This window comes from Shewanella youngdeokensis, assembly GCF_033180165.1.
In the GTDB taxonomy this organism is placed as follows: domain Bacteria; phylum Pseudomonadota; class Gammaproteobacteria; order Enterobacterales; family Shewanellaceae; genus Shewanella; species Shewanella youngdeokensis.
Window position 1 is genome coordinate 529,390 of the sequence record NZ_CP136522.1, and the last position, 22,451, is coordinate 551,840.

The window sequence follows — 22,451 nt, forward strand, 5'->3', positions numbered from 1 at the left end:
ATTACTGGTTTTTTATTAATTCAGATATTTAGAATCTAGTCTTCTAAATTACCGCAAAAACGGTAACCTTCACCGTGAATAGTCGCAATGATTTCTGGCGTATCAGGTAGGCTTTCGAAATGCTTACGGATACGACGAATCGTTACATCTACTGTACGGTCATGTGGCTTAAGCTCACGGCCAGTCATTTTCATCAATAAGTCAGCACGACTTAAGATTTTGCCTGGGTTTTCTACAAAGTGCAGCATCGCGCGGAACTCGCTACGTGGCAGCTTGTATGACTCGCCCTGTGGGCTAACAAGAGAACGGCTATTGATTTCTAAGCTCCAACCGTTGAAACGGTAGAACTCAACTGCGCTTTTCTCTTCAGACTCAACACCAGTGCTGTTTACACGGCTAAGTAGGTTGCGAGCGCGGATAGTCAACTCACGCGGGTTGAATGGTTTAGTGATGTAATCATCAGCACCAATTTCAAGACCAAGAATTTTATCTACTTCGTTATCACGGCCAGTCAAAAAGATAAGGCCAATGTTATTAATTTCACGAAGTTCACGGGCTAATAAAAGTCCATTTTTACCTGGTAGATTAATATCCATAACTACCAAGTTAACTTTGTTGTCTTGCATAGCTTTATGCATTTCAGCGCCGTCATTGGCTTCAGATACCACATATCCTTCTGCTTCAAAAATACTTCTAAGTGTGTTTCTTGTTACTGCTTCATCTTCAACAATCAGAATGTGCGGGTTTTGCATATTAATTACCTAATTTCTGTCAATTCTAACCATGAGTATAAATTGTTTATACTCGATCTAGTCATGCTGATAATTCACTGGCACACGTTAGTGTTTTCAAAAATAAATCTGAAACAACAACACACTTCAAAATAAGTAAAGTTTTGAGAATCTCACTTATGGAAAACGTGAACTGCAATATCTTCGATAAACAATTACTGCAGGAGTTCCTGTCATATAAATTTATTTAAGAAGTTTAAATGTTAAATCAAACATAGATCACATTTGATACAGCCGTGTGGATTACTCTTATATCTGATCCAGATAAATGTAACGAAATATGTCGTTACGTGGTTCATGTGAGCTATCAACCCGACTATTGTACTCGTTTTAGGCATTTGTTAACAAATGAAATGTTAACAAAATTACAGAAAGGTATGATTTAGATCACGTTAATATAGTTAACCCTTTGAAATGTATGAATTGACCATTTTACGAGGAGTGTGATCCATATCACGCAATTGGGCAGTGTTCACTAATTGGCTATAATAAAATGACTTCAATTGGAGAAATTGTTAGCAATGAATCAATCAATCGCCCGTCTTTGGCAACATTATCAAGAAGCCGAGTTTCTGTTTACGCAGTGCCTTTCATCGCGAATATCGTTTGCAATAATTACCGCCCATAACCCAAAAGGCCAAGTGTTGAATACTTGCCAAAATCGATTGCTAGACCGAAAACTACAGCAAGAGATCCTTAAGTTAAGTCGACCATATCGGTCTATTGTTGGTGTATCCCATGATCGGCTCCATATGGAAAAAAGCTGGGCGGTGTGGACCGATAAAGCCTCAGCTATTGAGTTAGGCTGCCAGTTTAATCAATATGCGATTTATTACGTTGAGGCTGATAAATTGCATCTTATTCCGTGTTTGTTGACTGAGCACGAAACCTCGCTCGGTACATTTTCTTCTCGGGTAAATGTGGTAAGCGAATTACCAGATGGTGTATAGCACAATAGTTGTACAAATTTTGTTTGACTTGATCGTATTATTTATATACTTTTTACGTTCTTGATTTGTATATAAATTGAGTGCAGAAGAGGAGCGTTAACTAGGTAGTGAATGTAAGGAGGCCAACTCCAATGACCATTCATGATGGAGATTAGCGCCGAGGTACGCATGACCAATTGGATGAGTCTGTTGTATCGGTCGTTCAGGCTGAATCCTGACGATTGTCACCTATTATTATGGTGGAGAGCTTCTGGTGACGATCGCTGTTTCCCTCCTTTGGGCTGCATATCTTAGCGCCAGGCTCTTCGAACTAAGTCAGTTCGGAGCTTAATCATGTTTTGTCTCAAGTCTTGTTCAATATTGTTGTTCACTCAACGTTCCTTGTTGCCTGCATTACTTACAATGTTGAGCTTAAAAAATCGCTGTAGCTGTTTGCCTCTGCAAAATAGGGAGAGCGTATTATGCCTATAATGCCGGGTTTAACCGTTGCAAAATTCGGTGGCACTTCTGTTGCCGACTACAGTGCTATGCAGCGCTGCGCCAATATTATTATCAATAATCCGGCCACCAAAGTGGTAGTAGTTAGTGCCTCTAGCGGTGTTACCAATAAACTGGTTGCGCTTACGCAAGCTACAACGACCGATGAGCAAAGTCGGTTATTGATAGAGCAAATCGCTGAAATTCAATATCAAATCCTCAACAAGCTCGGCAATCCTAGTGATGTAGTTGCACAAATTAATGCGGTGCTGAGCCATATTAAGGTGCTAGTCGAGCGATTAGTACTTAGTCGCAGTAAAGCCGTTATGGACGAACTGTTGTCGCAAGGTGAGTTGTGCTCCTCAATCTGTTTTGCTGCCGTATTACGAAACAAAGGCGCTAGTGCTAATGCATTTGATGTTAGGCAAGTACTGCGTACCGACAGTCACCATGGGCGAGCAGAACCTCAAATTGCCTTGATTGCGCAATTAGCAGAGATGCATTTAATGCCGCTAATTACATCGCAAGTCATCGTCACTCAAGGGTTTATTGGTGCCGATGCCCAAGGTGCGACAACGACTTTAGGCCGTGGCGGTAGTGATTATTCTGCGGCATTATTAGCGGAAGCGTTACGCGCTGAAGCTGTTGAAATTTGGACTGATGTTGCCGGTATTTATACAACAGACCCAAGGCTTGCGCCCAATGCTAAACCTATCCCTGAAATTAGTTTTAACGAAGCGGCAGAAATGGCCACTTTTGGTGCCAAGGTGTTGCATCCAGCAACGATTTTGCCCGCGGTAAGACAAAAAATTCAAGTGTTTGTGGGTTCTAGTTGGGCTCCTGAAAAAGGCGGCACCTGGATCCGACATCAAGTCAGCGACGAGCCGGTTTACCGCGCGGTAGCTGTTAGGCGTGACCAAACGCTACTGAACTTACACAGCTTACAAATGCTACATGCGCAAGGCTTTTTAGCAGAAACATTTGCCACCTTAGCTAAGCATAAAATTAGTGTCGACTTAATTACTACATCTGAAGTGAACGTGTCGTTAACGCTCGATAAAACGGGTTCAGACTCAAGTGGCCAAGGCTTGTTAAGCGAAGCGCTATTACAAGAACTGTCGCAACACTGCCGCGTGCGGGTTGAGGATGGCTTAGCGTTGGTCGCTGTGATCGGTAATAAAATAGCTTCTACAGCTGGGGTGTGTCGCCGCGTATTTGAAGTACTTGAACCGCATAATGTTCGCATGATCTGCCAAGGTGCAAGCCCACACAACTTGTGTGTGTTAGTGGCTGAAACTGAAGCCGCAGAAGTGATCCGAGCACTGCATGAAAATTTATTTGAGTTATAAGGTGTTGAGCATTTATCAGTGGTTATTAGGAGCAATAAGTCGATGATGCGATTTACCCAATCGAGCCTGATTGTGGGCGAGCTTGCCACTGGGCAAGAGTTGAGTATTCCGGTGTACCGTTTACCGGCACAAGATCTAGGCGCGCCTAAGGTGTTTATTCAAGCGAATGTTCACGGCGCCGAGGTACAGGGTAACGCCGTTATTTTTCAGTTGATGAAGCAACTTGAAACGATGGATGTGCAAGGCGAGGTGACTTTGCTACCGCTCGCTAACCCATTAGGGATCAATCAAAAAAGTGGTGAATTTACTTTAGGTCGTTTTGACCCGATTACGGGCGTGAATTGGAACCGAGAATACTTGGAGCATCATTGTGATATCCCCGCTTGGTACCAGCAGCACAGCCATTTAAGTGATACTGAGCTATACCATGACTTTAGGTTGATGTTACTTGCGGGCTGTGACGCACATTTAGCACAGTCTTGGGGAGTAACTACCGGCAAACGTTTAGCGGTGAGCTTGCAAAAATTGGCGCATCAAGCCGATATCGTTATTGATCTGCATACTGGCCCTAAGTCTTGTAAGCACCTTTATTGCCCTGAGTATGATCAGCACGCAGCTAGTTATTTTTCAATTCCTTACAGCCTTATTATGCCGAATCAGTTTGGTGGTGCGATGGATGAAGCGGCTTTTTGTCCTTGGTGGCAATTAGTTGAGTATGCCGCCAGTCAAGGGCGTGAGATGACGGTTCCAGTGTCAGCATTTACACTGGAGCTGGCCAGCCAAGAACGGATTGATATGAAAGATGCGTTAGTGGATGCTATGGGGATTTTGGCATACTTAAGTCACCGTGGGGTTGTTGCAGATAAAGTTGAGCCGGTGGCAATGGCGCGTTACGGCTGTTTACTGGCAGACTATAAAAAGTACCATGCACCTAAAGGCGGTTTAGTGGAGTATTTAGCTGCGCCAGGTGTGCTATTGAAAGCGGGGCAACCGCTGGCTAATATTTTGCGACTTGATTGTTATGGTACACAAGAGGAGCTTACCTCTGTGCAACTGGCACAAGATTGCGTACCTATTTTGCACTTTGCTTCTGCTTCTGTGTATCAAGGCACCGAACTATACAAAATGATGACCAATATTTTTGAGCTGTGATTGACTCTTAATAGTTAGAGACATCACTTTGTCACAAGTGTTACGATTATGTGTATATTTTCGTGGTTAGATAGGCTAGTTATGACAAAGTTTATGTTAGCAACATTGCTACTTTTTGCTGCGGGTTGCTCAAGTGATAATGCGGAACCAGCAAAAGTCGTTATGGATGCAACACCGCCAAATGTCACCGCTTCTGCAACTTTGCCACCAGCCCAAATGAGTAGAGTCAAACCGATTGTCACTATTGAAGATGGACCCACTCGCGGAAAAATATATAGTTATCAATTGAATCAGCAAAAATTCGTCTCAAATAGTGCCCCGTTAGTGAAAGGCAGCCTCGTGACTAATTCATATATGTCGAGTTCAGGCGTGTTAAAAGGCAGTTTTGTGGTTGTATCAAGTGCTCAAGTTGAGTCCTTGTCTACTGATTACCATATAGAAAAAATAGCCGAAGATACTTTTCGGTTGGTTCCAATAACAGCAAATGCGAACTTGTACTCTTTATACACTGCGTTACTAAAAAGTCAGGCTCTGTCATTAGTAGAAATTGAAATTGATTATAGCGCTCCTTTAGCGTCACAAATCAAATAGTATCAATGTAGTTGTCACGATACTTTTATCGCGATTGTTAGGTTGATGCGCTAGCGGTATCAAGGTGTTTTGAGCCTTTTGGTTATTCTTTAGTGACTTCATTTTTGCTTGATGGATTATGAACTGGGTTAGAAGTACGTCAGTCGTGGCCAAAAATCAGCTTGTAAGTTGGGTATTAAGCGTAAAAAAATGAGCCATAACCGTTTGGTTATGGCTCATTTTTAATGGTGTTTACACATTACTTACGACGACGAATTAATGCCAATGGCAGTAATAACAAAGTCAGCAAACCTGTAGCGCCACCCGCAGACCTTTTTGCCACTGGTGTTGGCGTAACGACGGGTGCCGGAATGTCCGTTACGATAACCGTCACATTCGATACCACATCACCACTGCCATCATTAACCGTTACTGTAAATTCAAGCGCTTCATCTGCAGTCACTTGCGGTGCAACAAAGCTAACTGTCGCTGCGTCTACAGAAGTTAAAGTCGCTGCAGTACCTGAGGTCTGTGCCCAGAGGTAAGTCAATGTATCGGTAGCATTTGGATCAATTGCTGTTGCGGTTAGAGATATATCTTCTCCCTCTTTTACAGTATCAGCATTAGCGCTTGCCATAACATTGGGTAAGCGATTTTCACAAGCGTAGATATCGCCTGCTATGACGTCTGAAAATATACTGGTTTGTGTATTTGTAAAAGTAATGTCATCGATATACCAACCGGCATTAAAGCCAAATTCAGGCTCTGGAACAACCGCAGAATCGGTTGCTATGCGGAAACGGAACTGAACCTGGTTACCATTTAAGGTTTCACCAAAATTAATGGTCTCAATGCCGTAGTTTAAGCCTGAGAACGTCATCCTCGAGGCAATGGCAGCTTCGGTATCTTCGAGTGCCATGTCCGTATAACCGTCACCTTCAAAGATAGCCCCAACGTCAGTGACATCAACCCAGTCACCACCATTAAGGCTAACTTCAACTACCGCACCATCGTAACCGGACTCTAAGTTGTAAAGGTGCCAGAAACTAATCGTGAACTCACCGTTAAAGCCAACAGAAACAGGGCGTGTTGCGTATGTAACATCAGAAGTGAAGCTATTACCTGTTGCTGATATAAAGCCGTCAGCAGCATCCCATTGGTCTAAACCAAATGTGCCTTGAGCCATATCGCCACCGACTATTACGGTTTCTGTAAAATCGTTTAATCTAGAGAGGGTGTCTAGGTTTTCATATTGAGAGTTACCACTTAATTCTCGAGTGACAAAGTCTAAGTTCACCGTGGTCGACAGCATGTACTCATCGGCTTCAACGTCATCAATGGCGTCAGGAACAAACTTTAGGACTAACTCATCACCAGTCTCGGCTCCATTTAGAGTAAACTCAAGGGGAGCGCTTGTCGCGGTACCGAATATTTCAACATCATCGAAAGTCACTTTGCCTTCGTTGGCAAAGGTAACATCGTGTTCGCTTTCTACAACCACAGTGCCACTAAGCCCTGTGAGCGAACTGTTACTGCTGTTTTGAATGGTAAACGCTACTGTTCCGGTTTCACCTTTATCCAAAATATTGTCACTTGAACAGTAACCTAGTGTTAACCCTTCATAGTTGGTGTCTAACTCATGTTCTGCAACAGAATAAGCTGATAACTCAGTTTTGTAGGATTCGACGACACCGGTATGATCTGTTGAAAAGCGACTCGGTGATTGAGCGCCTAGCCCCATACCGCGGCGAGCGAATGCTGCTAATATCAGTTTGTAATCTTCCTCATCATGGGCATAAGCGGCAGCCAGAAGTGCATCGCGACCTTCTGTAAACGTCGGTGCCATCGGCATCATTTTATAGCTAGCGACTAAATATGTTTTCATTAGGCTCTTAGCTTCATCAAACGTATGACGATCGTCATTGACCATCGCAATGAATGAGTCCCACAGCATTGCGGCATAAACCGAGCCAGAAGCATGCACTTGAGGGTCGGTTTCAACATCGGCAAAAGTCGATGGATTGATGTCCATGTTGGTTGAATATGGGTATTGACGAATGCCATTAACAAAACTGCTTACATAAGTTGTATCGCCATATTTACCTGCATAATCGGTGTTACCCGCAACGGCATTATCAGTCGCGTCAGAGCCAAATAGTAGGGCATGGAAATCGCCAAAACCTTCACCCATTGACCTAGCTTGATTACTGCTAAGGCCAGAACCGTTACCGACTAGGCGGTTACTGATGTAGTGTCCCCATTCATGCGCGACAATGGCGTTATCCCAAGCGCTGCCTTTAAAATTTCTAGAAAGATCATTTTTGAACATCTCAATAGATATTGTTTCGCTGGCATCTAGCAGGGCATAAATAGCAGCTCCTGCGTTTTCAGATACCATCATGCTTGGGATCATAACGGCCTCGTCTTCACCTCCCATGCTAATGACTTCGTCGCCATCTTTATTGTTAGCGATCACTACAGCGACAGCGCCAGCGTTTTGCGCATTGATCACTTTCTGAGTAAAGTTACAAACACCGCGATCTATGATGGCAATTTTTCCTACTAAATCGGCGCTATTGGTCGGAGCTTCACAGCCATCATTAATCGGATCCGTATCATCTATAAGGCGGACTAAATCCCCTGATGCATCAAAGATATCGGGTCCAAAAGTTGAGAAACCAACGTTTTCAAACAGGCCTAGGCTGCCATGTGATGTCGCGGTTAAACCATAATCGACTCCGTTTACAGCTTGAGTAGTTTCCCATAAGAACATTTGCATTCGTGGTGAGCTACCATCAGCAGGGGTACTCATATTGGCATTGTTAAAGCCTTGATAATCTTGCACCTCTACGTTCAGCGCATCGCCTTCTACCCCACCGCGATCGTAGTTTAGTGCTTGTGCATTACCAGCTGCTTCATCAAAACCATGTGCATAATAGTCATCATGCAGGTAGTTGTTCATTAAGAACAAGTTAACAATGGCGGCTTTTCGGTTGTTGACAGAGTATTCAGCTTCGCTCTCGTCGTATGAATAATCGAAGGTGTAACTGCTGGTGGTTTCTGCAAGGTAGTCACCGTTACTAAAGCCTTGCGGCGCAATTGCATCAACATAAGCGGTAACGTTATTCCCCATGGTGGTGGTCGCGTCATCAGCTAACCATGGATCCATCGTGCTTATTGGGCCGTGGCTTAAACTGACTAGCGGTGCTTCTAAATACGGTGCAGTTAGGTATGCATCAACATCGCTCCCCTCTGGAGCTGGCATGACATTACCATGGGGACTGTCCCAGGGCTTGCCATCGGCATCGGCATAAATACGGTATGTAAACTCAGCTGAGTGGCTTGTAAGATTTTTTTTAAACAGGATCTCGCCTGTTTCTGCGGCAATGACATAGCTAAAATATTCTGATTCATGACTATCAAATTCACCCGTTTCAATTTCAACGTAGTGAGCTGCAATTAATTTATTTTTATGTTCAAAAAATACTTTTTTAGCGCGGGGCTCACTTACAAGTACGGTATTTTTAGATAGATTAGCTACAGCAAAATGTTCATATTTATCTGAAGTAGGTTTGGCTTGTAACTGTAAGGAACCACTTTCGCCACCCATGGCAGCATAGGCAACATTGATCGCTTTTGAAGCTTCACCAAATTGGCCTTCAATATCTTTAATTGCCGATAAGACAGTTTTTGCTGCTCTTTGAGACGTAAGATAGCCCGAACTAGCGACGAGCTTAAGGTCTCTATTCATCATGATATTCAATTCACGATTGAATACTTCAATACCAGAAACCTCTTGTTTATATTTAGCAATAATAGGGCCATTGCCTAAATCATGAGTGTTGATTAATACAGGTTGCGCAATGCTATTTTTAGCTGCAGAACCTACTAATTGAGATAAATAATAGTCCGCTGCATAGGCTGTCCGGTTTTCAACCGTTAAGGCTCCCACCCCTGGAACCGCTTGGTTTTTGCTGGCCCATTTAAAGGTTGTTTTGCCGAGTTTAGCGTCGTACTGATTGGGCATGCCACTGGCTGTGGCTGCCGAAATTGCTTTACGCTGTTGGTTAGTGGCTTGCGTTTTATCAAATGATTTATATGTAGGTGCTTCCATAGCATCATTGCTTGCTATTGCTGCATTAGATACTAGCGCAGCGGCTATCGCTATTGATAGTTGGGTTTTCATAACGTCTTCCTTGTCAACTGAATGTATGGCAGTCGTGTGCCATAAAAATTTATAGTTATGCTTATTATTTTTTTATGTAAATAGTTACGCCTATGTGTTTTATCACAAAGGTGTAACATAGTTAACAGTTCCAGATGAAAAGACGTGTTTATAGCAGGAGGGGGTTTTTGTTTGTTCTATGGTTTTACGGCTCTTACAATAGGGTTTTGTAAGCTAATGAGCGTTTCTGTTGATTGTATCTCATCGATTGACTGAATTCGATTTATTAGCACGTGCTGTAATCCATCAATTGATTGGCACATAACTTTAACAAATACACTGTAGTTTCCGGTGGTGTAATACGCTTCTACGACTTCCTCAAGAGCATTTAATTTCGCGATGGCGGCAGGGTAGTCGCCGGCACTTTTTAAATTAATCCCGATAAAGCAGCAAACATCGTAACCTAATGCTTTGGGATTTACGGTAATTTGCGCCCCTGTGATAATGCCAGCTTGTTTCATTTTTTCGACGCGGACATGAATTGTCCCTGCGCTTACACCAAACCGTTTGGCCAACTCTGCAAACGGTGTGCGCGCTTCTTGCATTAATGCAGACAGGATTTGATTGTCGAGTGAATCTCTTTGAAATGCAGTTTCCATTATAAATACGTCTATTACTTAAGGGACTTATCAGTAATCTACGTATTTTAATGGTGATAATCTAGCTGTAATGTGTTTTAAGTAGAAATTACTGTTCTTGCTCGGCATCCATAAATGGAGTGTCGCAGCTAAAGGTGATTCTTTCTTTGGTATATGGATGGGTAATTGTAATCGACTGTGCATGCAATAATAAACGCGGTGCTAGACGTTTTGCCAGTGGATCAGCATAAAAGTTATCACCTAAAATAGGGTGCCCTAACGCCATCATGTGTACACGTAATTGGTGCGAGCGGCCTGTAATTGGTGTGAGTTTCACTAAAGTTGAACGCTTAGCGCGGCTCACAACATCATAATGGGTTTGGGATGCTTTACCTATTTGATGGTCAACCTTTTGTTTGGGGCGGTTTGGCCAATCACAGATTAACGGCAGGTTGACGGTACCACTGTCGGCTTTTACATGGCCAGCAACACGGGCGTAATAAGTCTTTTCGGTTTCTCGGTCTCTAAATTGACGCTTTAATTCCGATTCTGCAGTGCGTAGCAGAGCCACAATAATCACCCCTGAGGTGGCCATATCGAGGCGATGTACAATTTTTGCCTCTGGGTATTGGGCTAATACGCGGCTGTAAATACTATCATTATGAGCTGGGGCGCGACCTGGAACAGACAGCAAGCCAGAGGGCTTGTTTAGCACCATGATATCGTTGTCTTGGTGTAAAACATCGAGCCAAGGTGTGGTCGGTGGTGAGTATACGAAGTCAGTCATAATAAAGCCTTAAGTAAAATGCGCGGCAAAGATACCTCTTTGGTTGTTCTTCATGCAAGTAGATTCTAGTAATTTTGACCACTCACGCTGTATTTCTCAACACACAATCGTTGTTTTAGCTTACTTTACCAATGATATTGAGTATGGCTTATCACATCAGTTTAGCTTTGTTGTTGGGTGACAGATGGGTTTGTGGTAGCGGTATTAAACAATACCGCTCTGGCAATGTGGCTAAGAGGGTCGCTATGGTTACGAAAAGCCTCGCCCGTTGACATGCATGATACAGAAAGTCCAAACCACAAACGCTAGCGCGCCATGTATAAGCGCATAAAAGGCATGATCGAGCCTGCCGATGCTTTTACCTTCCCAAATGAGCATAAAGTGGATAAATAACACCAAGGGAAACAGCGTCAATAATGGATAAAGACTAAAGCTGCTGGCATCTCCAAATACTAAACGACTTAATAAAGACCATACCACCATGGAGGCGGTGATTATCGGTGGTGCGGCAACGCGATAGTGCTCTGGGTATGGAAACATAGATAACGACTAATCCTTTAGCTGTTGTTTACTGGGGCTTTTGAGCAATCATTTGCGCCTTGTAACTTGCATTGGGTAATTCACCCTGCAGGCCTTCAGAATAATGTAGGCAGTGCCAGTTAGCAAATATCGCTTTTAACTCGCCGTCGGTTAATAAAAAATCAGGGTTGCTTGGCCGGCCTATTGTGGCCTGCTGGTGGGTAAACGTTTCGTAAATTATCAAGCCACCGGGTTTGATCGCTTTGATTATTTGAGAGAATAATGGTCGGTGTAAGTAATGAAACACCAACACCACATCATATTGGTTTTCAGGCAATGTTGGTGGGTTTGAGGTTTCTAGATCCCACTGTAACAGCTCGGCATTGGCGGGGTTTGGGCAGAGATCAAGTCGGCTTAGATCGCGATCTAAATAGGTGACATGGCAACCTTGCTGCGCAAACCAATGACCATTACGGCCGGTTCCGCAGGCCAGATCGAGCACCTTGCTCGACGCTGAAATATGATCTTTTAATGCTGAAAACTGACTAATGAGTGGTGAGGTATTAGCCTTTAACTTCTTTTTTTCCATCAATTCGGCGTCCATGTACAATTGAAAAGTGTCTAAGGCCTGATGGCCCGTGTGAAACCACTACTGACAATATCACCACTGTGATCAGTAATTCAGGCTTGTAAGCTGCTAAAGGAATAAACAGGCACAAAATGGCCAGTTTTACGAGCGTTAATACGCCTTTTAACTGAATCAGCCAGCGCCAATCTCTAGTGACTTCCCATAGCATTAACGTTGCACCAGTAGTCATGGCCATAATCCAATATACAAGCCATTGCTCTTGTGGAACGTGCATTAAAATACCGCCACCCGCACCAGTGATGCCTAAAATGTGGATCGCGCGTAATGCGGTTTTGGTTAGCCGTTGGGCCCAAAACTGTTTCTCGGTAAGTGCTTTTTTAGCCATAGTGAATTACGTGTTCCTAACTGAATGGGCAAATCTTATCAGTAATTTCTTAAAAGGTAAGCTTAGATTTACCACAGCGTATTCATTAAAACGTGAAGCGCATACCATGTTGTTGTATTTGTGCAGTAAAAATCACTATAGCGTTAATAAATGTGATCGGGCGAGCAATACTCCTTTAGGGATAGTGATAACGTATTGTTACTAGCGTTAATCAATAGGATAAACCACATTGATATGGGTTTATTTAAGCTAATTATTTGTCGTGGCGTTGTCCTCAGTCAGCGATTAAATATGATTATGCCGGTAAGCGAGCTGTCAGGGGCTCGCTTTTATTTTGCCTACGATTTAGCGCCAACCAAGACAAACCTCCCAATATCTCATAAACTCATCTGTATAATATGTACTTATTTCGGATAAGGTTCAGCAATGAAAATCGGTTTTTTTAGCGCCAAGCATTACGATATGCAGCATTTTGATCGTACCAATAAAGCGTTTGGTGCTGACATTGAATATTTTGATTATCGCTTATGCATGCAAACAGTAAAGCTGGCGGTAGGTTTTGAAGTTATTTGCGCATTTGTTAATGACTCACTGTGTGAAGAGGTGCTGGTTGAGCTGGCCAAAGGCGGTACTAAGATTATTGCAATGCGCTGCGCTGGTTTTAACAATGTCGGACTCGAAGCGGCCGAACGTCTTGGGATGAAAGTGGTAAACGTACCTGCTTATTCACCAGAGTCAGTCGCTGAGCATACGGTTGCGTTAATGCTTACGCTAAACCGTAAAGTGCATAAAGCTTACCAGCGTACCCGCGATGCTAACTTTTCACTTGAAGGCTTAGTGGGTTTTAATATGCACGGGCGTACCGTTGGGGTTATTGGTACCGGTAAAATCGGTTTTGCAACCATAAAAATACTGCAAGGTTTTGGTTGTAAAGTTATTGCTCACGACCCATACCCAAGCCAGGCGGTGAGAGATTTAGGCGTTGAATACTTGACGCTCGATGAGCTATACCCTCGCTGTGATGTCATTAGTCTACACTGCCCTTTAATGGCTGATAATCATCACTTATTGAGCCAAAACAGCTTTGCAAAAATGAAACCGGGCGTAATGGTTATTAACACTAGTCGCGGTGGCCTGCTAAATGCCATTGACGCCATGGAAGCGCTAAAAACTGGCCAGTTAGGCTCATTAGGTTTAGATGTTTACGAAAACGAAAAAGAGCTATTTTTTGAAGATAAGTCGAGCGAGATGATCCAAGATGACGTGTTTAGACGCTTATCTGCCTGCCACAATGTTATTTTCACCGGTCACCAAGCTTTTTTAACTGAAGAGGCACTAAACGCGATTGCTAGCACCACATTAACCAATATTAAGCAGTTAGTTGCGGGCGAAAAATGCCCGAATGAACTGTTCTAAATAGCCGTTTTAACACCCTTGTAGGCTTGGTATATTTTTTAGTGCTCACTTTTGCCAAGTCTGCTCGTGGTGGTTTATTGCCGGCAGTTGTTCTAATCTAACTCTTGAATAAGTGAAAAAGTAAAGTTAAGTGCAGCGATCGCTGCTAGGTTTACCTCTGCATCTAAGGAAAGATACGCCGATGGTCATCACTCAAGAAACTCACGACATTCCAACCAAATCTGGCACGATGCGCACTTACCTGTATCGCCCCGATACCGAAGGCCAGTACGCAACCATTATCTTTTATTCTGAAATATTTCAGCAAACCGCCCCAATTGCTCGCGCTGCCGCGATTTTGGCTGGCCATGGCTTTGTGGTGCTTGTGCCTGAAGTGTTTCATGAGCTCAACCCGCCGGGTACTGTGTTAGCCTACGATGATGTCGGTAAAGATAAGGGCAATAGCGACAAGTTTACTAAGCCGTTAGAACACCATGATAGTGACACCGAAGCCTTAGTCGATTTTGCCCGTAGCCTTAGCTTTTGCACCAGTCAACTCGGTAGTATGGGAGTGTGTATTGGTGGGCATTTAGCTTATCGCGCTGCGCTTAACCCAGATATTTTAGGGGCTTTTTGTTTATACCCCACCGATATCCACTCTAATACATTACCTTGCCAGCCTGGTAATGACTCGCTTAGCCGTACGGCCGATATTACCGCTGAGCTGATGCTGGTATTTGGCAAGCAAGATCCACACGTATCGAGTGAAGGACGTAAACTTATTTACGCAAAATTGGAAGCCTCTGCACGTAATTTTAGCTGGCTTGAGGTGAATGCGCAGCACGCCTTTATGCGTGATGAAGGTGAGCGCTACGATCCTGCGATCGCATTACAAATGTATTTAAAAGCCGTTGCTTTTTTTCAGCAAGCGTTAAAGTGAATTTAGCTTTTTTGAGTCACACGACGATACAATACGCAAGAGGCGACCAAGCTCGCCTCTGGTTTATGCCCTAAAAATAGCGGCAACATATTATCCCGCTTGATAATCCGCTAGCTCATCTAGGCTGACTCGAGCAATAAATACTGCATCTAAATAAAAATCGACATGTTTACCTTGTTTATTGCCCGACATAATTTGCTGAGTACCGTCGGCAAAAGACAGGGTCATTAGCACAGTATTGCTATCTTGCGCTTCAATGGTAGCTTGGGTCAGCTTAATCTCAGGCAGTGGCGCTTTAGTTAACTCTTTGTCTAGATGTGGGTTAACTTTAAAAATAGCCTCAACAGGCATATCTACTACGGCGGGAGACTTACCCGTAACTGGGTTAGTGCCGGTCCAAAACTCAATACTATTGATGATAAATAGATCTGCAGTGCTGGCAACACCATAAACCGGACTCATCAAAGCAAATAGGCCGGCACGAGCGTAGCGATTGTCTACGGCCGTTAAATTGGCTTTAGTGACCATGGCGCTGAGCCCCATTTGCCCCATACAACCGCTCAGTTGGCTCGAGAGTAGTGCGGTTAACGCGAGTGTTGAAATTTTCTTTTTCATTATGTGATTTATGTGATTAAAGCTGGCTGACGATTGTATTGATCGCAGCGAGTCTTAATGCGATCGCGATCCCATAGTGGAGTTGGTTTTTTGGCGTCAATGTTGTGTATTCATGGTGGTTTGCAAGCAAGCTTCTATCAATGTACGGCTTGGTGGGTGGCTGTCGTGAGGGTGTAACGAGGCTGTTGTAATTATAATGGGCTTACACCGACTGCAAACTCGGCACTGACAGCTGTGGCAGGGCATATTATTAGCGATGAATTTAACGCATAATAGCGCGCTTATTGAAGGGGAACGCATGTCAGACTACCAAGTATTACACCAAACAGAAGATGAATATGGGCCGCTTATTGTCTTAGATGATAAAGAGTCGCGAATTTTAGCCTTTGCCGAAAACGACGAGCAAAGTAAGTTACTTAAAGCTGAGCCGCATATTCCGCAGCACACATACGTACAGGCAATGTTATTGGTGTTGTTGTATAGCCAGCCAAAAAGCGCAATTGTGCTTGGCTTAGGTGGTGGGGGCCTTATCCATGCGTTACGTCACTTCGATGCTGGTATCAAGCTCACCGCGGTAGAGCTTAGATCTGAGGTGATCGCAATTGCTAAGCGGTACTTTCAATTGCCCCTGAGTAAAAAACTTAAAGTGATCAATCAAGACGCGACTCATTTTCTGGCCAGTGGCGATCACAAGCGTGTTGATGTGATTTTTACCGACATATACAGTGCCGATGGTGTCGATGCCGCGCAAGTGAGTGAAACCTTCATTGCTCAATGCGCTGCAATGATCAAAGCCGATGGTTATTTAGTGCTAAATTGCTGGAAAGAGCACAGCAAGAACCGTGAGCTGTTGGCATATCTAGAGCAGTACTTTGTTGAGGTTAGAGCGTGCCTTACAGGTAGTGCTAACTGGGTTGTCGTTGCTGGCAAGTCCCGCCGTGATATTAGTGCTAGTGCGTTAAAAAATCACGCCCAAACGTTGTCGCAAAAGCTGGATTTTCAGCTGGGGCGCTCGCTAACACGTTTCGATATTTGGCAGTAACGAGTCTGCGGTTACCCGCCACTGTGGCGTTACTTTAACGCTGTGGCTGTTAATGCTATCGAATAACCTTTGCTCGGAAGTCAGTGTTAGCGAGCAACTGTGGGTTTGGTAATACTGTTGCTCGGAAAAGCTGGCCCAAGTACTGATCACCAACAACTGTTCGGATCGTTTATTAGACTGCATCAGTTGCCAGCCCAAAAAGCCGGTAAAATTAGCCGCAACATGCTGCCAATGGCGTTGTTGCTGGCTGACCCATTGTGCTTGATTTATTACCGGCACTGAGTATTGAAAGGTTTGAAACGCTATAGCTTGGGTTATCGCATTGGCCAAGTGAGTCACGCTGACAGCGGGCGAAGTGTTGCTAACTTGTCTTCCTGCCACGTACTCAAGAGGGTTAAAATACTCAACCCGCAACTGCAGGTAATGATCTTGTTGGCTGGCTTGTGCTGCTATCGGATCGTGCGCCCCTTGCATAAACGCCTGCACAGAATCCATGTTATCCCATAGCGCTAAAATTACCGCTTGTGTCTTGTCCCAGCCTCCAGTTTGTACCATAAAGCCATCGCTTAATGCGGTTTGTTGCCAGCACTCTTGCCCCTTGCTGAACCAATCCATTGCAGTAGCTTTTACGTCGCACTTTATATATTTAACTATCACATCATATCCTTATTAAAGCATCACTGGGCTTTACTGAATGTGGCAAACTCACTTGAATCACACCTAACGAAAAAACCATGTCGATCTTAGCAGGTTTTTCCACCGCTTTAACGCCATTAATCTATACACCGTCAGCCCAATACATTTTGGGGATCTCAAGCTTGAATCTAATCGAAAATCTATCGGCAGCAGTTAATCCCAAAACTGTACAGCAATGAATCATTGCTTTGTTGTGAAAATTTAAATGTTAAAAGCGGTATTTCTTATAGCTGTTTTTATTGTCGTTTGTAAATACTTGAATGTTGCGCTTTGGTGTTGTGCTTAACATGTTGGTGTTGGCGATCACTCCTTGAACTAAGTTGTAGTGTTTTAGTGTTGCGGCTTTTGTGCTCGCTTTATTGCGCTAAAGTGGCGGCTAACATTAAGTCAAGTCAGGGCGTTGTTTTACTTGTGCGCACTGGTGGTAGGAGTTTGCGTTGGTTTGTAGCTAATGCATTGCTAAATTTATGGCTATGAGTGTGAGTGGTTTTTAGGCGACTAATCGTTTGTGAATAGGAGGTAATTTGACCTGTAAACGAATCTTAATTAGAGGTGTTGCAATTGCTGGGTATTTAACGAATTTAACCTTGTTAAAGTTGTTAATAAAGTTTGTGCTTGTTACAAATTTTACATTCGGGGTTGGTGGCGCTATTTATTCGCAAAGTTTCCTAGTGACTTAAGTTGATAGTGGCTTATTAAAGTGGCAGGGTTTTACTGTGGTTATAACCGAATTTTTATTGAGTTAAGCGGCGTTGTTCGTTATGGCTGTATTTGCTAATTGTCTGCGCCGCGGCTGAAGCTAAGTTACAGTGAGAGATTGAGTATTAGATACTGGCATCAACTAAGTCTTTATGGTTTGCTGTAATTAAATGCTCGGAAATTGGTCTGTTCGGAAAAATAGATTAGGATGATAGGTTTTATCCGTTATCATAAATTTAGCGGCTTCGTTAATATTGCTCCATCGAAAACAAACTAGCGCTACAGAGCCTCACCCTCTCTCATCTCAGTTTGTTGAATATAAAATTAAATCTTAATTTTTTGAATGGAGCTTCACATGAATCAGTCAATTATCAACTCTACAATCAAGCCATTTTCAGCAACTGCGTTTCACAACGGTGATTTCCACCCTGTGACTGAGCAAGATCTATTAGGTAAGTGGTCAGTGGTTTTCTTCTACCCAGCAGATTTCACCTTTGTTTGTCCAACAGAGCTTGGCGATATGGCTGACCATTACGAGCAATTACAAGCAATGGGCGTTGAAGTTTACTCAGTATCAACTGACACCCACTTCACCCATAAAGCATGGCATGCAAGCTCAGACACTATTGGTAAAATTCAATACCCAATGATTGGTGACCCAACAGGCGCTATTACACGTAACTTTGGTGTGATGATTGAAGAAGACGGCCTAGCGTTACGCGGCACATTTGTTATCAACCCAGAAGGCGAAATCAAAGTTGCTGAAGTACATGACCTAGGTATTGGTCGTAGCGCTGCTGAATTAGTACGTAAAATTCAAGCTGCTCAGTATGTTGCTACTCATGACGGCGAAGTTTGCCCAGCTGCATGGCAACCAGGTGCAGACACGCTAGCGCCATCAATTGACCTAGTTGGTAAAATTTAACTTACCAAGAGAGTAACACTCTAGATAGCCGCATTTTTATGAGTGCCGAGACTCAAGCAGGTTATCTAGCGCAGTACCGTTAACATCATCTGTATTACTACACCTTGGTCGGCGCTGGCTCCCAGAATCCACGCTGACCATTTTTTACAAACAAGCGTGCCGTTACATTTTCTTTTTATCATCACTATTTATTTTTGTAGCAATAGCCTCTATGACAGAGTGCTTTTTTGATGCGTAACGCTTTGAAAAATTAGGAGTCACCATGTTAGATAGCAACGTAAAGAATCAACTGAATACTTATTTGCAGAATCTCAAACACCCAGTTGAGCTTGTTGTGTCTGCAGATGACAGCGCCAAGTCGCAAGAGCTAAAATCGCTTGCTGCCGACATTAATGGTTTATCAGCACTTATTTCGGTTGTCGAAACCCGTGGTGAGCGTACCCCGTCAATGTCGGTAATTAATCCGCAATTGGCGAGTAACATTACCTTTGCAGGTTTACCAATGGGGCATGAATTTACCTCACTAGTATTGGCATTGCTGCACAGTGGTGGCCACCCAATTAAGCTCGACGCTGAGGTGATAGAGCAAATTCGTCAGTTACCGGGTCAATACCGTTTCGAAACCTATGTTTCACTGAGCTGCCAAACCTGCCCAGAAGTCGTGCAAGCCATTAATATGATGGCGGCAATTAATCCTAATATTACTAACGTGATGATAGATGGCTCATTATTCCAAGATGAGGTGAATGAGCGTAATGTTATGGCTGTGCCGTCGGTGTACCTCAATGGTGAGCAGTTCTCTATGGGCGCGATCAGTACCGTTGAAATTCTTAATAAACTCGACGTTAACGCAGCGGGCAGAAAAGCCGAGCAACTTAATGAAAAGGAAGCCTTTGATGTACTCGTAGTTGGGGGTGGGCCTGCTGGCGCATCGGCCGCAGTTTATGCAGCGCGCAAAGGGCTACGCACCGGTATTGTGGCAGACAAGTTTGGTGGGCAAGTTGCCGAAACCGTCGGGATTGAAAACTTTATCTCTGTTAAAGCCACTGAAGGGCCCAAATTGGTGGCTAACCTAGAAGCGCATGTACATGAATATGACGTTGATATTATGGATAATCAGCGCGCATTAAGCCTTAAATCTGGTGAGTTATTTGAATTAAGCCTTGAAAGCGGCGCAGTGCTACGTAGTAAAACTATACTACTCGCAACTGGGGCGCGCTGGCGTGAAATGAACGTACCCGGTGAGCAGCAATACCGTGGTAGCGGCGTTGCTTATTGCCCACATTGCGACGGCCCACTGTTTAAAGGTAAGCGAGTCGCAGTGATTGGCGGCGGTAACTCGGGGATTGAAGCCGCAATTGATTTAGCCAATATTGTTGAACATGTCACTGTGCTTGAGTTTGATAGCTCATTGCGGGCTGATGAGGTGTTGCAACGTAAAGCTAAATCGATGGCCAATATTGAGATCATCACACAAGCAATGACGACCGAAGTCACCGGTGATGGCAAAAAAGTAACTGGCCTTAATTATACCAATCGAGCCACGGGCGACAGCCACCATGTTGAGCTAGCCGGAATTTTTGTACAAATTGGTTTAGTGCCCAATTCAGAGTGGCTAACAGATACAATCGATATGACAGCGCGGGGTGAAATTATTGTCGACGCTAAAGGCGAAACCTCGGTTGCAGGTGTATTTGCGGCGGGCGATGTGACCAACTCAGCTTATAAACAAATTATTATTGCCATGGGCAGTGGCGCAACAGCATCACTTGGCGCGTTTGATTACCTCATTCGTCATAACGTAGATGAGTCAGAAGCTGCCTAAGTGTCTAGCTTTAAAGCAAAAAAAAAGCCAGTTGATTCTGGCTTTTTTTATGGCTGTAAATCGCAGCCTTTATGTAATGGCTTAAGCTTTGGTGCAAATAATATGTCCAGCGTTACCCGTCGGCAACGGTGCAGGCATAGCAGACTCTATTAGCTTCAGTGCTATTTCGCCCTCAAGTTTTTGCTGGTCTTTTGACATTTGCGCCACTTTTACGCCAACGCTGCCATGACTCATATTAGGCTCTAGGTTGGGTGTTGATAATGTTACAGACATAAATTGCCTCGGCATTGGGTTGAATTATGCGTATTAACGACTGAGCATTGAGTACTGTATCGGCGCAACTGAGCATGACTTTAGTGCGATTTTTGCATTATTGTTACTTTTGTTGCGCCGAGTTTTATGTATGTAAGTTTTTTATTTGGCTTTGTTTTTTTCTATCGCTTTACGGACTAGCGTGATAATAAACGTTAGTGTAATAGAGCTTAAAATTAACCCAATCGCCAGTACCACATTTTGCAATGCGGTGGGGTCAATAGCTAACATACCGCCGAGCCCAACCATCATAATGCCCGACATCAATTTTAAGGTTTGCCCCTCTTTTTCTGTTAACTTACGTTTGCCCAGTGACACGCTAAAGGCGATTACAATCATTGCCAGTGGGATCACGTAAACCACATTATAAAACGCTAAATACAGGTAACGCTCCATTGTTGGTAACTCGTGCATAGCAAGTACACTGGTGTAAATCATCGGAAAGCCCGCTGTACAAAGTAGCTCATAAGCATTTGCCAAAATAGACAACACGACGGTGCCGGCAATCATTGCTGTCATACTACTGGCACTGGTGAGTTTACCCATGCGCTTGATAAGCCCGGTACGGTTTTCGGCTGACATCGACAACGTAACCTCTCCTTTAGTAAAGAAGTAGTCTTTAATATTTACAGCTCCGGCCAATAGCGCCAGTATTCCCGCACCAAGAATAATCCAGCCGCCATCACTGCCTGCGCCAAGCAGTTGAAAAATGTTTAACCAAGCGCTCATAAAGATGAAGTAAATCAGGCCGGAGAAGAACACAAAAATGCCGCCCACTATCAGCATTCGAGTGCGGCTTTTAGCGTTAACCATAATTGATAATAAAAACAACAACACAAAAAAGGCACAGGGATTAAAGGCATCCACACCCGCTAGCACTATGGTTAGCAGCGGCAGCGACATTTCCTCTGGGTGCACAATGCCAATTAAGGGTAATTCAACCGGTTGTACATCTGACGTGGTGGTGCTGATGCTTCCAAGGTCAATATCACAGGTACCAGCGCTACTTGACTTGCTACAGGTTTCAAAAAATGCCCCGGGCTTAGCGCTAGTTTTTGTGGGGTAATCATCGTGATTGTCGGCTGATAATGTGCCTCCAACAGAGCGGTAGTAGGCTTTTAATCGACTCACTAAAAACTCACCTGTCACTGCTTGGCTGCTGTAACCCATTACCGTTTTGTTGCCGCTGGCAAAGTAGGGCACGGTGCCCGCCTCTGTACCCGTTTGTTTGGCCACGTTTAGCCAAATTGCCATGGTACCTGGGTCGGTAATTAAGTGGGTTTCTAGCTCTATCCAAGGGTAACGTTTTGGCAAGCTGTCAATAAACGGGTGGGCTTCTTTACAGTGGGGGCAGGTTTTAGACCAAAAGAAGTATAACTTAACTTTAAGCTCGCCTTGTTCATTAGTGTAATGCCACGTAATGGGTTGCCCTGCTGTGGCGCTGGTTACGGGCGGAGTAGACGCTGGCGTGGCAAGAGTTGGCAGCGAAAAGCTGGAAAACACCAGGGTAACTAAGAGTAAAATATAGTGAGTCATATGAACTCCTTATGGAGTAATCATGGATCAATTTAGTTGTTATCACTGTACTAAAATGGCTACAAATTAATAAATTAATCTGTCAAATATGTTG

The 22,451-nt window shown here is 43.8% G+C and carries 20 protein-coding genes and 1 riboswitch; of the genes, 9 read left to right on the plus strand and 11 right to left on the minus strand.

Annotation, left to right across the window (positions count from 1 at the left end):
• Nucleotides 1-35 precede the first annotated feature (35 nt).
• Nucleotides 36-752, minus strand: coding sequence for a two-component system response regulator ArcA (arcA, locus tag RGE70_RS02245; RefSeq protein WP_310469933.1), 717 nt, complete (start codon nt 750-752; stop codon nt 36-38).
• A gap of 560 nt (nt 753-1,312) precedes the next feature.
• Here arcA and RGE70_RS02250 point away from each other — a divergent pair.
• The 4 genes from RGE70_RS02250 (at nt 1,313) to RGE70_RS02265 (ending at nt 5,310) form a co-directional block, all read left to right on the plus strand.
• Entirely contained in the window at nt 1,313-1,741 is a 429-nt protein-coding gene (locus tag RGE70_RS02250) for a DUF3293 domain-containing protein (RefSeq protein WP_310469934.1), read from the plus strand.
• A gap of 78 nt (nt 1,742-1,819) precedes the next feature.
• Nucleotides 1,820-1,999: riboswitch (Lysine riboswitch) on the plus strand.
• Nucleotides 2,000-2,211: 212 nt separating this feature from the next.
• Nucleotides 2,212-3,567, plus strand: a complete 1,356-nt coding sequence (lysC, locus tag RGE70_RS02255; RefSeq protein ID WP_310472896.1) for a lysine-sensitive aspartokinase 3 — start codon at nt 2,212-2,214, stop codon at nt 3,565-3,567.
• Nucleotides 3,568-3,612: 45 nt separating this feature from the next.
• The gene (locus RGE70_RS02260; RefSeq protein ID WP_310472897.1) at nt 3,613-4,719 is read left to right on the plus strand and encodes a succinylglutamate desuccinylase/aspartoacylase family protein; all 1,107 of its coding nucleotides are present in this window, start codon (nt 3,613-3,615) and stop codon (nt 4,717-4,719) included.
• An 81-nt stretch (nt 4,720-4,800) separates the two neighbouring features.
• The gene (locus RGE70_RS02265; RefSeq protein WP_310469935.1) at nt 4,801-5,310 is read left to right on the plus strand and encodes a hypothetical protein; all 510 of its coding nucleotides are present in this window, start codon (nt 4,801-4,803) and stop codon (nt 5,308-5,310) included.
• 238 nt (nt 5,311-5,548) lie between these two features.
• Here the strand turns inward: RGE70_RS02265 and RGE70_RS02270 are convergent, their stop codons facing one another.
• The 6 genes from RGE70_RS02270 to RGE70_RS02295 all read right to left on the minus strand — a co-directional run bounded on the left by RGE70_RS02270 (nt 5,549) and on the right by RGE70_RS02295 (nt 12,372).
• On the minus strand, nt 5,549-9,475 hold the full coding sequence (locus tag RGE70_RS02270) for a rhombosortase-dependent M36 family metallopeptidase (protein ID WP_310469936.1): 3,927 nt from the start codon (nt 9,473-9,475) through the stop codon (nt 5,549-5,551).
• A 176-nt stretch (nt 9,476-9,651) separates the two neighbouring features.
• Complete coding sequence (gene asnC, locus RGE70_RS02275; protein ID WP_310469937.1) at nt 9,652-10,113, minus strand: transcriptional regulator AsnC; 462 nt, start codon at nt 10,111-10,113, stop codon at nt 9,652-9,654.
• Between the two features lie 88 nt (nt 10,114-10,201).
• Entirely contained in the window at nt 10,202-10,879 is a 678-nt protein-coding gene (gene rluA, locus RGE70_RS02280) for a bifunctional tRNA pseudouridine(32) synthase/23S rRNA pseudouridine(746) synthase RluA (protein WP_310469938.1), read from the minus strand.
• A gap of 249 nt (nt 10,880-11,128) precedes the next feature.
• Nucleotides 11,129-11,419, minus strand: coding sequence for a hypothetical protein (locus RGE70_RS02285; protein WP_310469939.1), 291 nt, complete (start codon nt 11,417-11,419; stop codon nt 11,129-11,131).
• A 28-nt stretch (nt 11,420-11,447) separates the two neighbouring features.
• The gene (locus RGE70_RS02290; protein WP_310469940.1) at nt 11,448-11,987 is read right to left on the minus strand and encodes a class I SAM-dependent methyltransferase; all 540 of its coding nucleotides are present in this window, start codon (nt 11,985-11,987) and stop codon (nt 11,448-11,450) included.
• Nucleotides 11,962-12,372 (minus strand): hypothetical protein, encoded by a 411-nt coding sequence (locus tag RGE70_RS02295; protein WP_310469941.1) that lies wholly within the window; start codon nt 12,370-12,372, stop codon nt 11,962-11,964. The genes RGE70_RS02290 and RGE70_RS02295 overlap by 26 nt, the downstream gene beginning before the upstream one ends.
• A gap of 426 nt (nt 12,373-12,798) precedes the next feature.
• On the opposite strand from RGE70_RS02295, the gene RGE70_RS02300 reads away from it, so the two are divergent.
• Both RGE70_RS02300 and RGE70_RS02305 read left to right on the plus strand, forming a co-directional pair.
• Nucleotides 12,799-13,788: a 2-hydroxyacid dehydrogenase gene (locus RGE70_RS02300; protein WP_310469942.1), complete on the plus strand. Its 990-nt coding sequence runs from the start codon at nt 12,799-12,801 to the stop codon at nt 13,786-13,788.
• A 181-nt stretch (nt 13,789-13,969) separates the two neighbouring features.
• The gene (locus RGE70_RS02305) at nt 13,970-14,707 is read left to right on the plus strand and encodes a dienelactone hydrolase family protein (RefSeq protein ID WP_310469943.1); all 738 of its coding nucleotides are present in this window, start codon (nt 13,970-13,972) and stop codon (nt 14,705-14,707) included.
• Between the two features lie 90 nt (nt 14,708-14,797).
• Here the strand turns inward: RGE70_RS02305 and RGE70_RS02310 are convergent, their stop codons facing one another.
• Entirely contained in the window at nt 14,798-15,322 is a 525-nt protein-coding gene (locus RGE70_RS02310) for a DUF3332 domain-containing protein (RefSeq protein ID WP_310469944.1), read from the minus strand.
• A 298-nt stretch (nt 15,323-15,620) separates the two neighbouring features.
• Between RGE70_RS02310 and RGE70_RS02315 the strand changes: the two genes are divergently transcribed.
• Nucleotides 15,621-16,364, plus strand: coding sequence for a spermidine synthase (locus tag RGE70_RS02315; RefSeq protein ID WP_310469945.1), 744 nt, complete (start codon nt 15,621-15,623; stop codon nt 16,362-16,364).
• Here the strand turns inward: RGE70_RS02315 and RGE70_RS02320 are convergent.
• A complete protein-coding gene (locus tag RGE70_RS02320) occupies nt 16,338-17,021 on the minus strand; it encodes a DUF4937 domain-containing protein (RefSeq protein WP_310469946.1) in 684 nt (227 codons plus the stop codon). The genes RGE70_RS02315 and RGE70_RS02320 overlap by 27 nt on opposite strands.
• 1,093 nt (nt 17,022-18,114) lie before the next feature.
• Between RGE70_RS02320 and ahpC the strand changes: the two genes are divergently transcribed.
• Nucleotides 18,115-18,684: an alkyl hydroperoxide reductase subunit C gene (ahpC, locus tag RGE70_RS02325; protein WP_310469947.1), complete on the plus strand. Its 570-nt coding sequence runs from the start codon at nt 18,115-18,117 to the stop codon at nt 18,682-18,684.
• Between the two features lie 262 nt (nt 18,685-18,946).
• Nucleotides 18,947-20,509: an alkyl hydroperoxide reductase subunit F gene (ahpF, locus tag RGE70_RS02330; protein ID WP_310469948.1), complete on the plus strand. Its 1,563-nt coding sequence runs from the start codon at nt 18,947-18,949 to the stop codon at nt 20,507-20,509.
• 81 nt (nt 20,510-20,590) lie between these two features.
• On the opposite strand, the gene RGE70_RS02335 is transcribed toward ahpF, so the two are convergent.
• On the minus strand, nt 20,591-20,782 hold the full coding sequence (locus tag RGE70_RS02335) for a cytoplasmic protein (protein ID WP_310469949.1): 192 nt from the start codon (nt 20,780-20,782) through the stop codon (nt 20,591-20,593).
• 141 nt (nt 20,783-20,923) lie between these two features.
• Nucleotides 20,924-22,357, minus strand: coding sequence for a cytochrome C biosynthesis protein (locus RGE70_RS02340; protein WP_310469950.1), 1,434 nt, complete (start codon nt 22,355-22,357; stop codon nt 20,924-20,926).
• Nucleotides 22,358-22,451: the final 94 nt, after the last annotated feature.

Excerpts from the sequence above, each read along its gene's own strand:
- RGE70_RS02260 (WP_310472897.1), top strand. The coding sequence starts at position 3,613 with ATGCGATTTACCCAATCGAGCCTGATTGTGGGCGAGCTTGCCACTGGG.
- RGE70_RS02285 (WP_310469939.1), bottom strand. The coding sequence starts at position 11,419 with ATGTTTCCATACCCAGAGCACTATCGCGTTGCCGCACCACCGATAATC.
- asnC (WP_310469937.1), bottom strand. The coding sequence starts at position 10,113 with ATGGAAACTGCATTTCAAAGAGATTCACTCGACAATCAAATCCTGTCT.
- ahpF (WP_310469948.1), top strand. The coding sequence starts at position 18,947 with ATGTTAGATAGCAACGTAAAGAATCAACTGAATACTTATTTGCAGAAT.
- RGE70_RS02340 (WP_310469950.1), bottom strand. The coding sequence starts at position 22,357 with ATGACTCACTATATTTTACTCTTAGTTACCCTGGTGTTTTCCAGCTTT.
- arcA (WP_310469933.1), bottom strand. The coding sequence starts at position 752 with ATGCAAAACCCGCACATTCTGATTGTTGAAGATGAAGCAGTAACAAGA.
- lysC (WP_310472896.1), top strand. The coding sequence starts at position 2,212 with ATGCCGGGTTTAACCGTTGCAAAATTCGGTGGCACTTCTGTTGCCGAC.
- RGE70_RS02310 (WP_310469944.1), bottom strand. The coding sequence starts at position 15,322 with ATGAAAAAGAAAATTTCAACACTCGCGTTAACCGCACTACTCTCGAGC.
- RGE70_RS02305 (WP_310469943.1), top strand. The coding sequence starts at position 13,970 with ATGGTCATCACTCAAGAAACTCACGACATTCCAACCAAATCTGGCACG.
- RGE70_RS02295 (WP_310469941.1), bottom strand. The coding sequence starts at position 12,372 with ATGGCTAAAAAAGCACTTACCGAGAAACAGTTTTGGGCCCAACGGCTA.
- rluA (WP_310469938.1), bottom strand. The coding sequence starts at position 10,879 with ATGACTGACTTCGTATACTCACCACCGACCACACCTTGGCTCGATGTT.
- RGE70_RS02300 (WP_310469942.1), top strand. The coding sequence starts at position 12,799 with ATGAAAATCGGTTTTTTTAGCGCCAAGCATTACGATATGCAGCATTTT.
- RGE70_RS02315 (WP_310469945.1), top strand. The coding sequence starts at position 15,621 with ATGTCAGACTACCAAGTATTACACCAAACAGAAGATGAATATGGGCCG.
- RGE70_RS02270 (WP_310469936.1), bottom strand. The coding sequence starts at position 9,475 with ATGAAAACCCAACTATCAATAGCGATAGCCGCTGCGCTAGTATCTAAT.
- ahpC (WP_310469947.1), top strand. The coding sequence starts at position 18,115 with ATGAATCAGTCAATTATCAACTCTACAATCAAGCCATTTTCAGCAACT.
- RGE70_RS02265 (WP_310469935.1), top strand. The coding sequence starts at position 4,801 with ATGACAAAGTTTATGTTAGCAACATTGCTACTTTTTGCTGCGGGTTGC.
- RGE70_RS02335 (WP_310469949.1), bottom strand. The coding sequence starts at position 20,782 with ATGTCTGTAACATTATCAACACCCAACCTAGAGCCTAATATGAGTCAT.
- RGE70_RS02250 (WP_310469934.1), top strand. The coding sequence starts at position 1,313 with ATGAATCAATCAATCGCCCGTCTTTGGCAACATTATCAAGAAGCCGAG.
- RGE70_RS02290 (WP_310469940.1), bottom strand. The coding sequence starts at position 11,987 with ATGGAAAAAAAGAAGTTAAAGGCTAATACCTCACCACTCATTAGTCAG.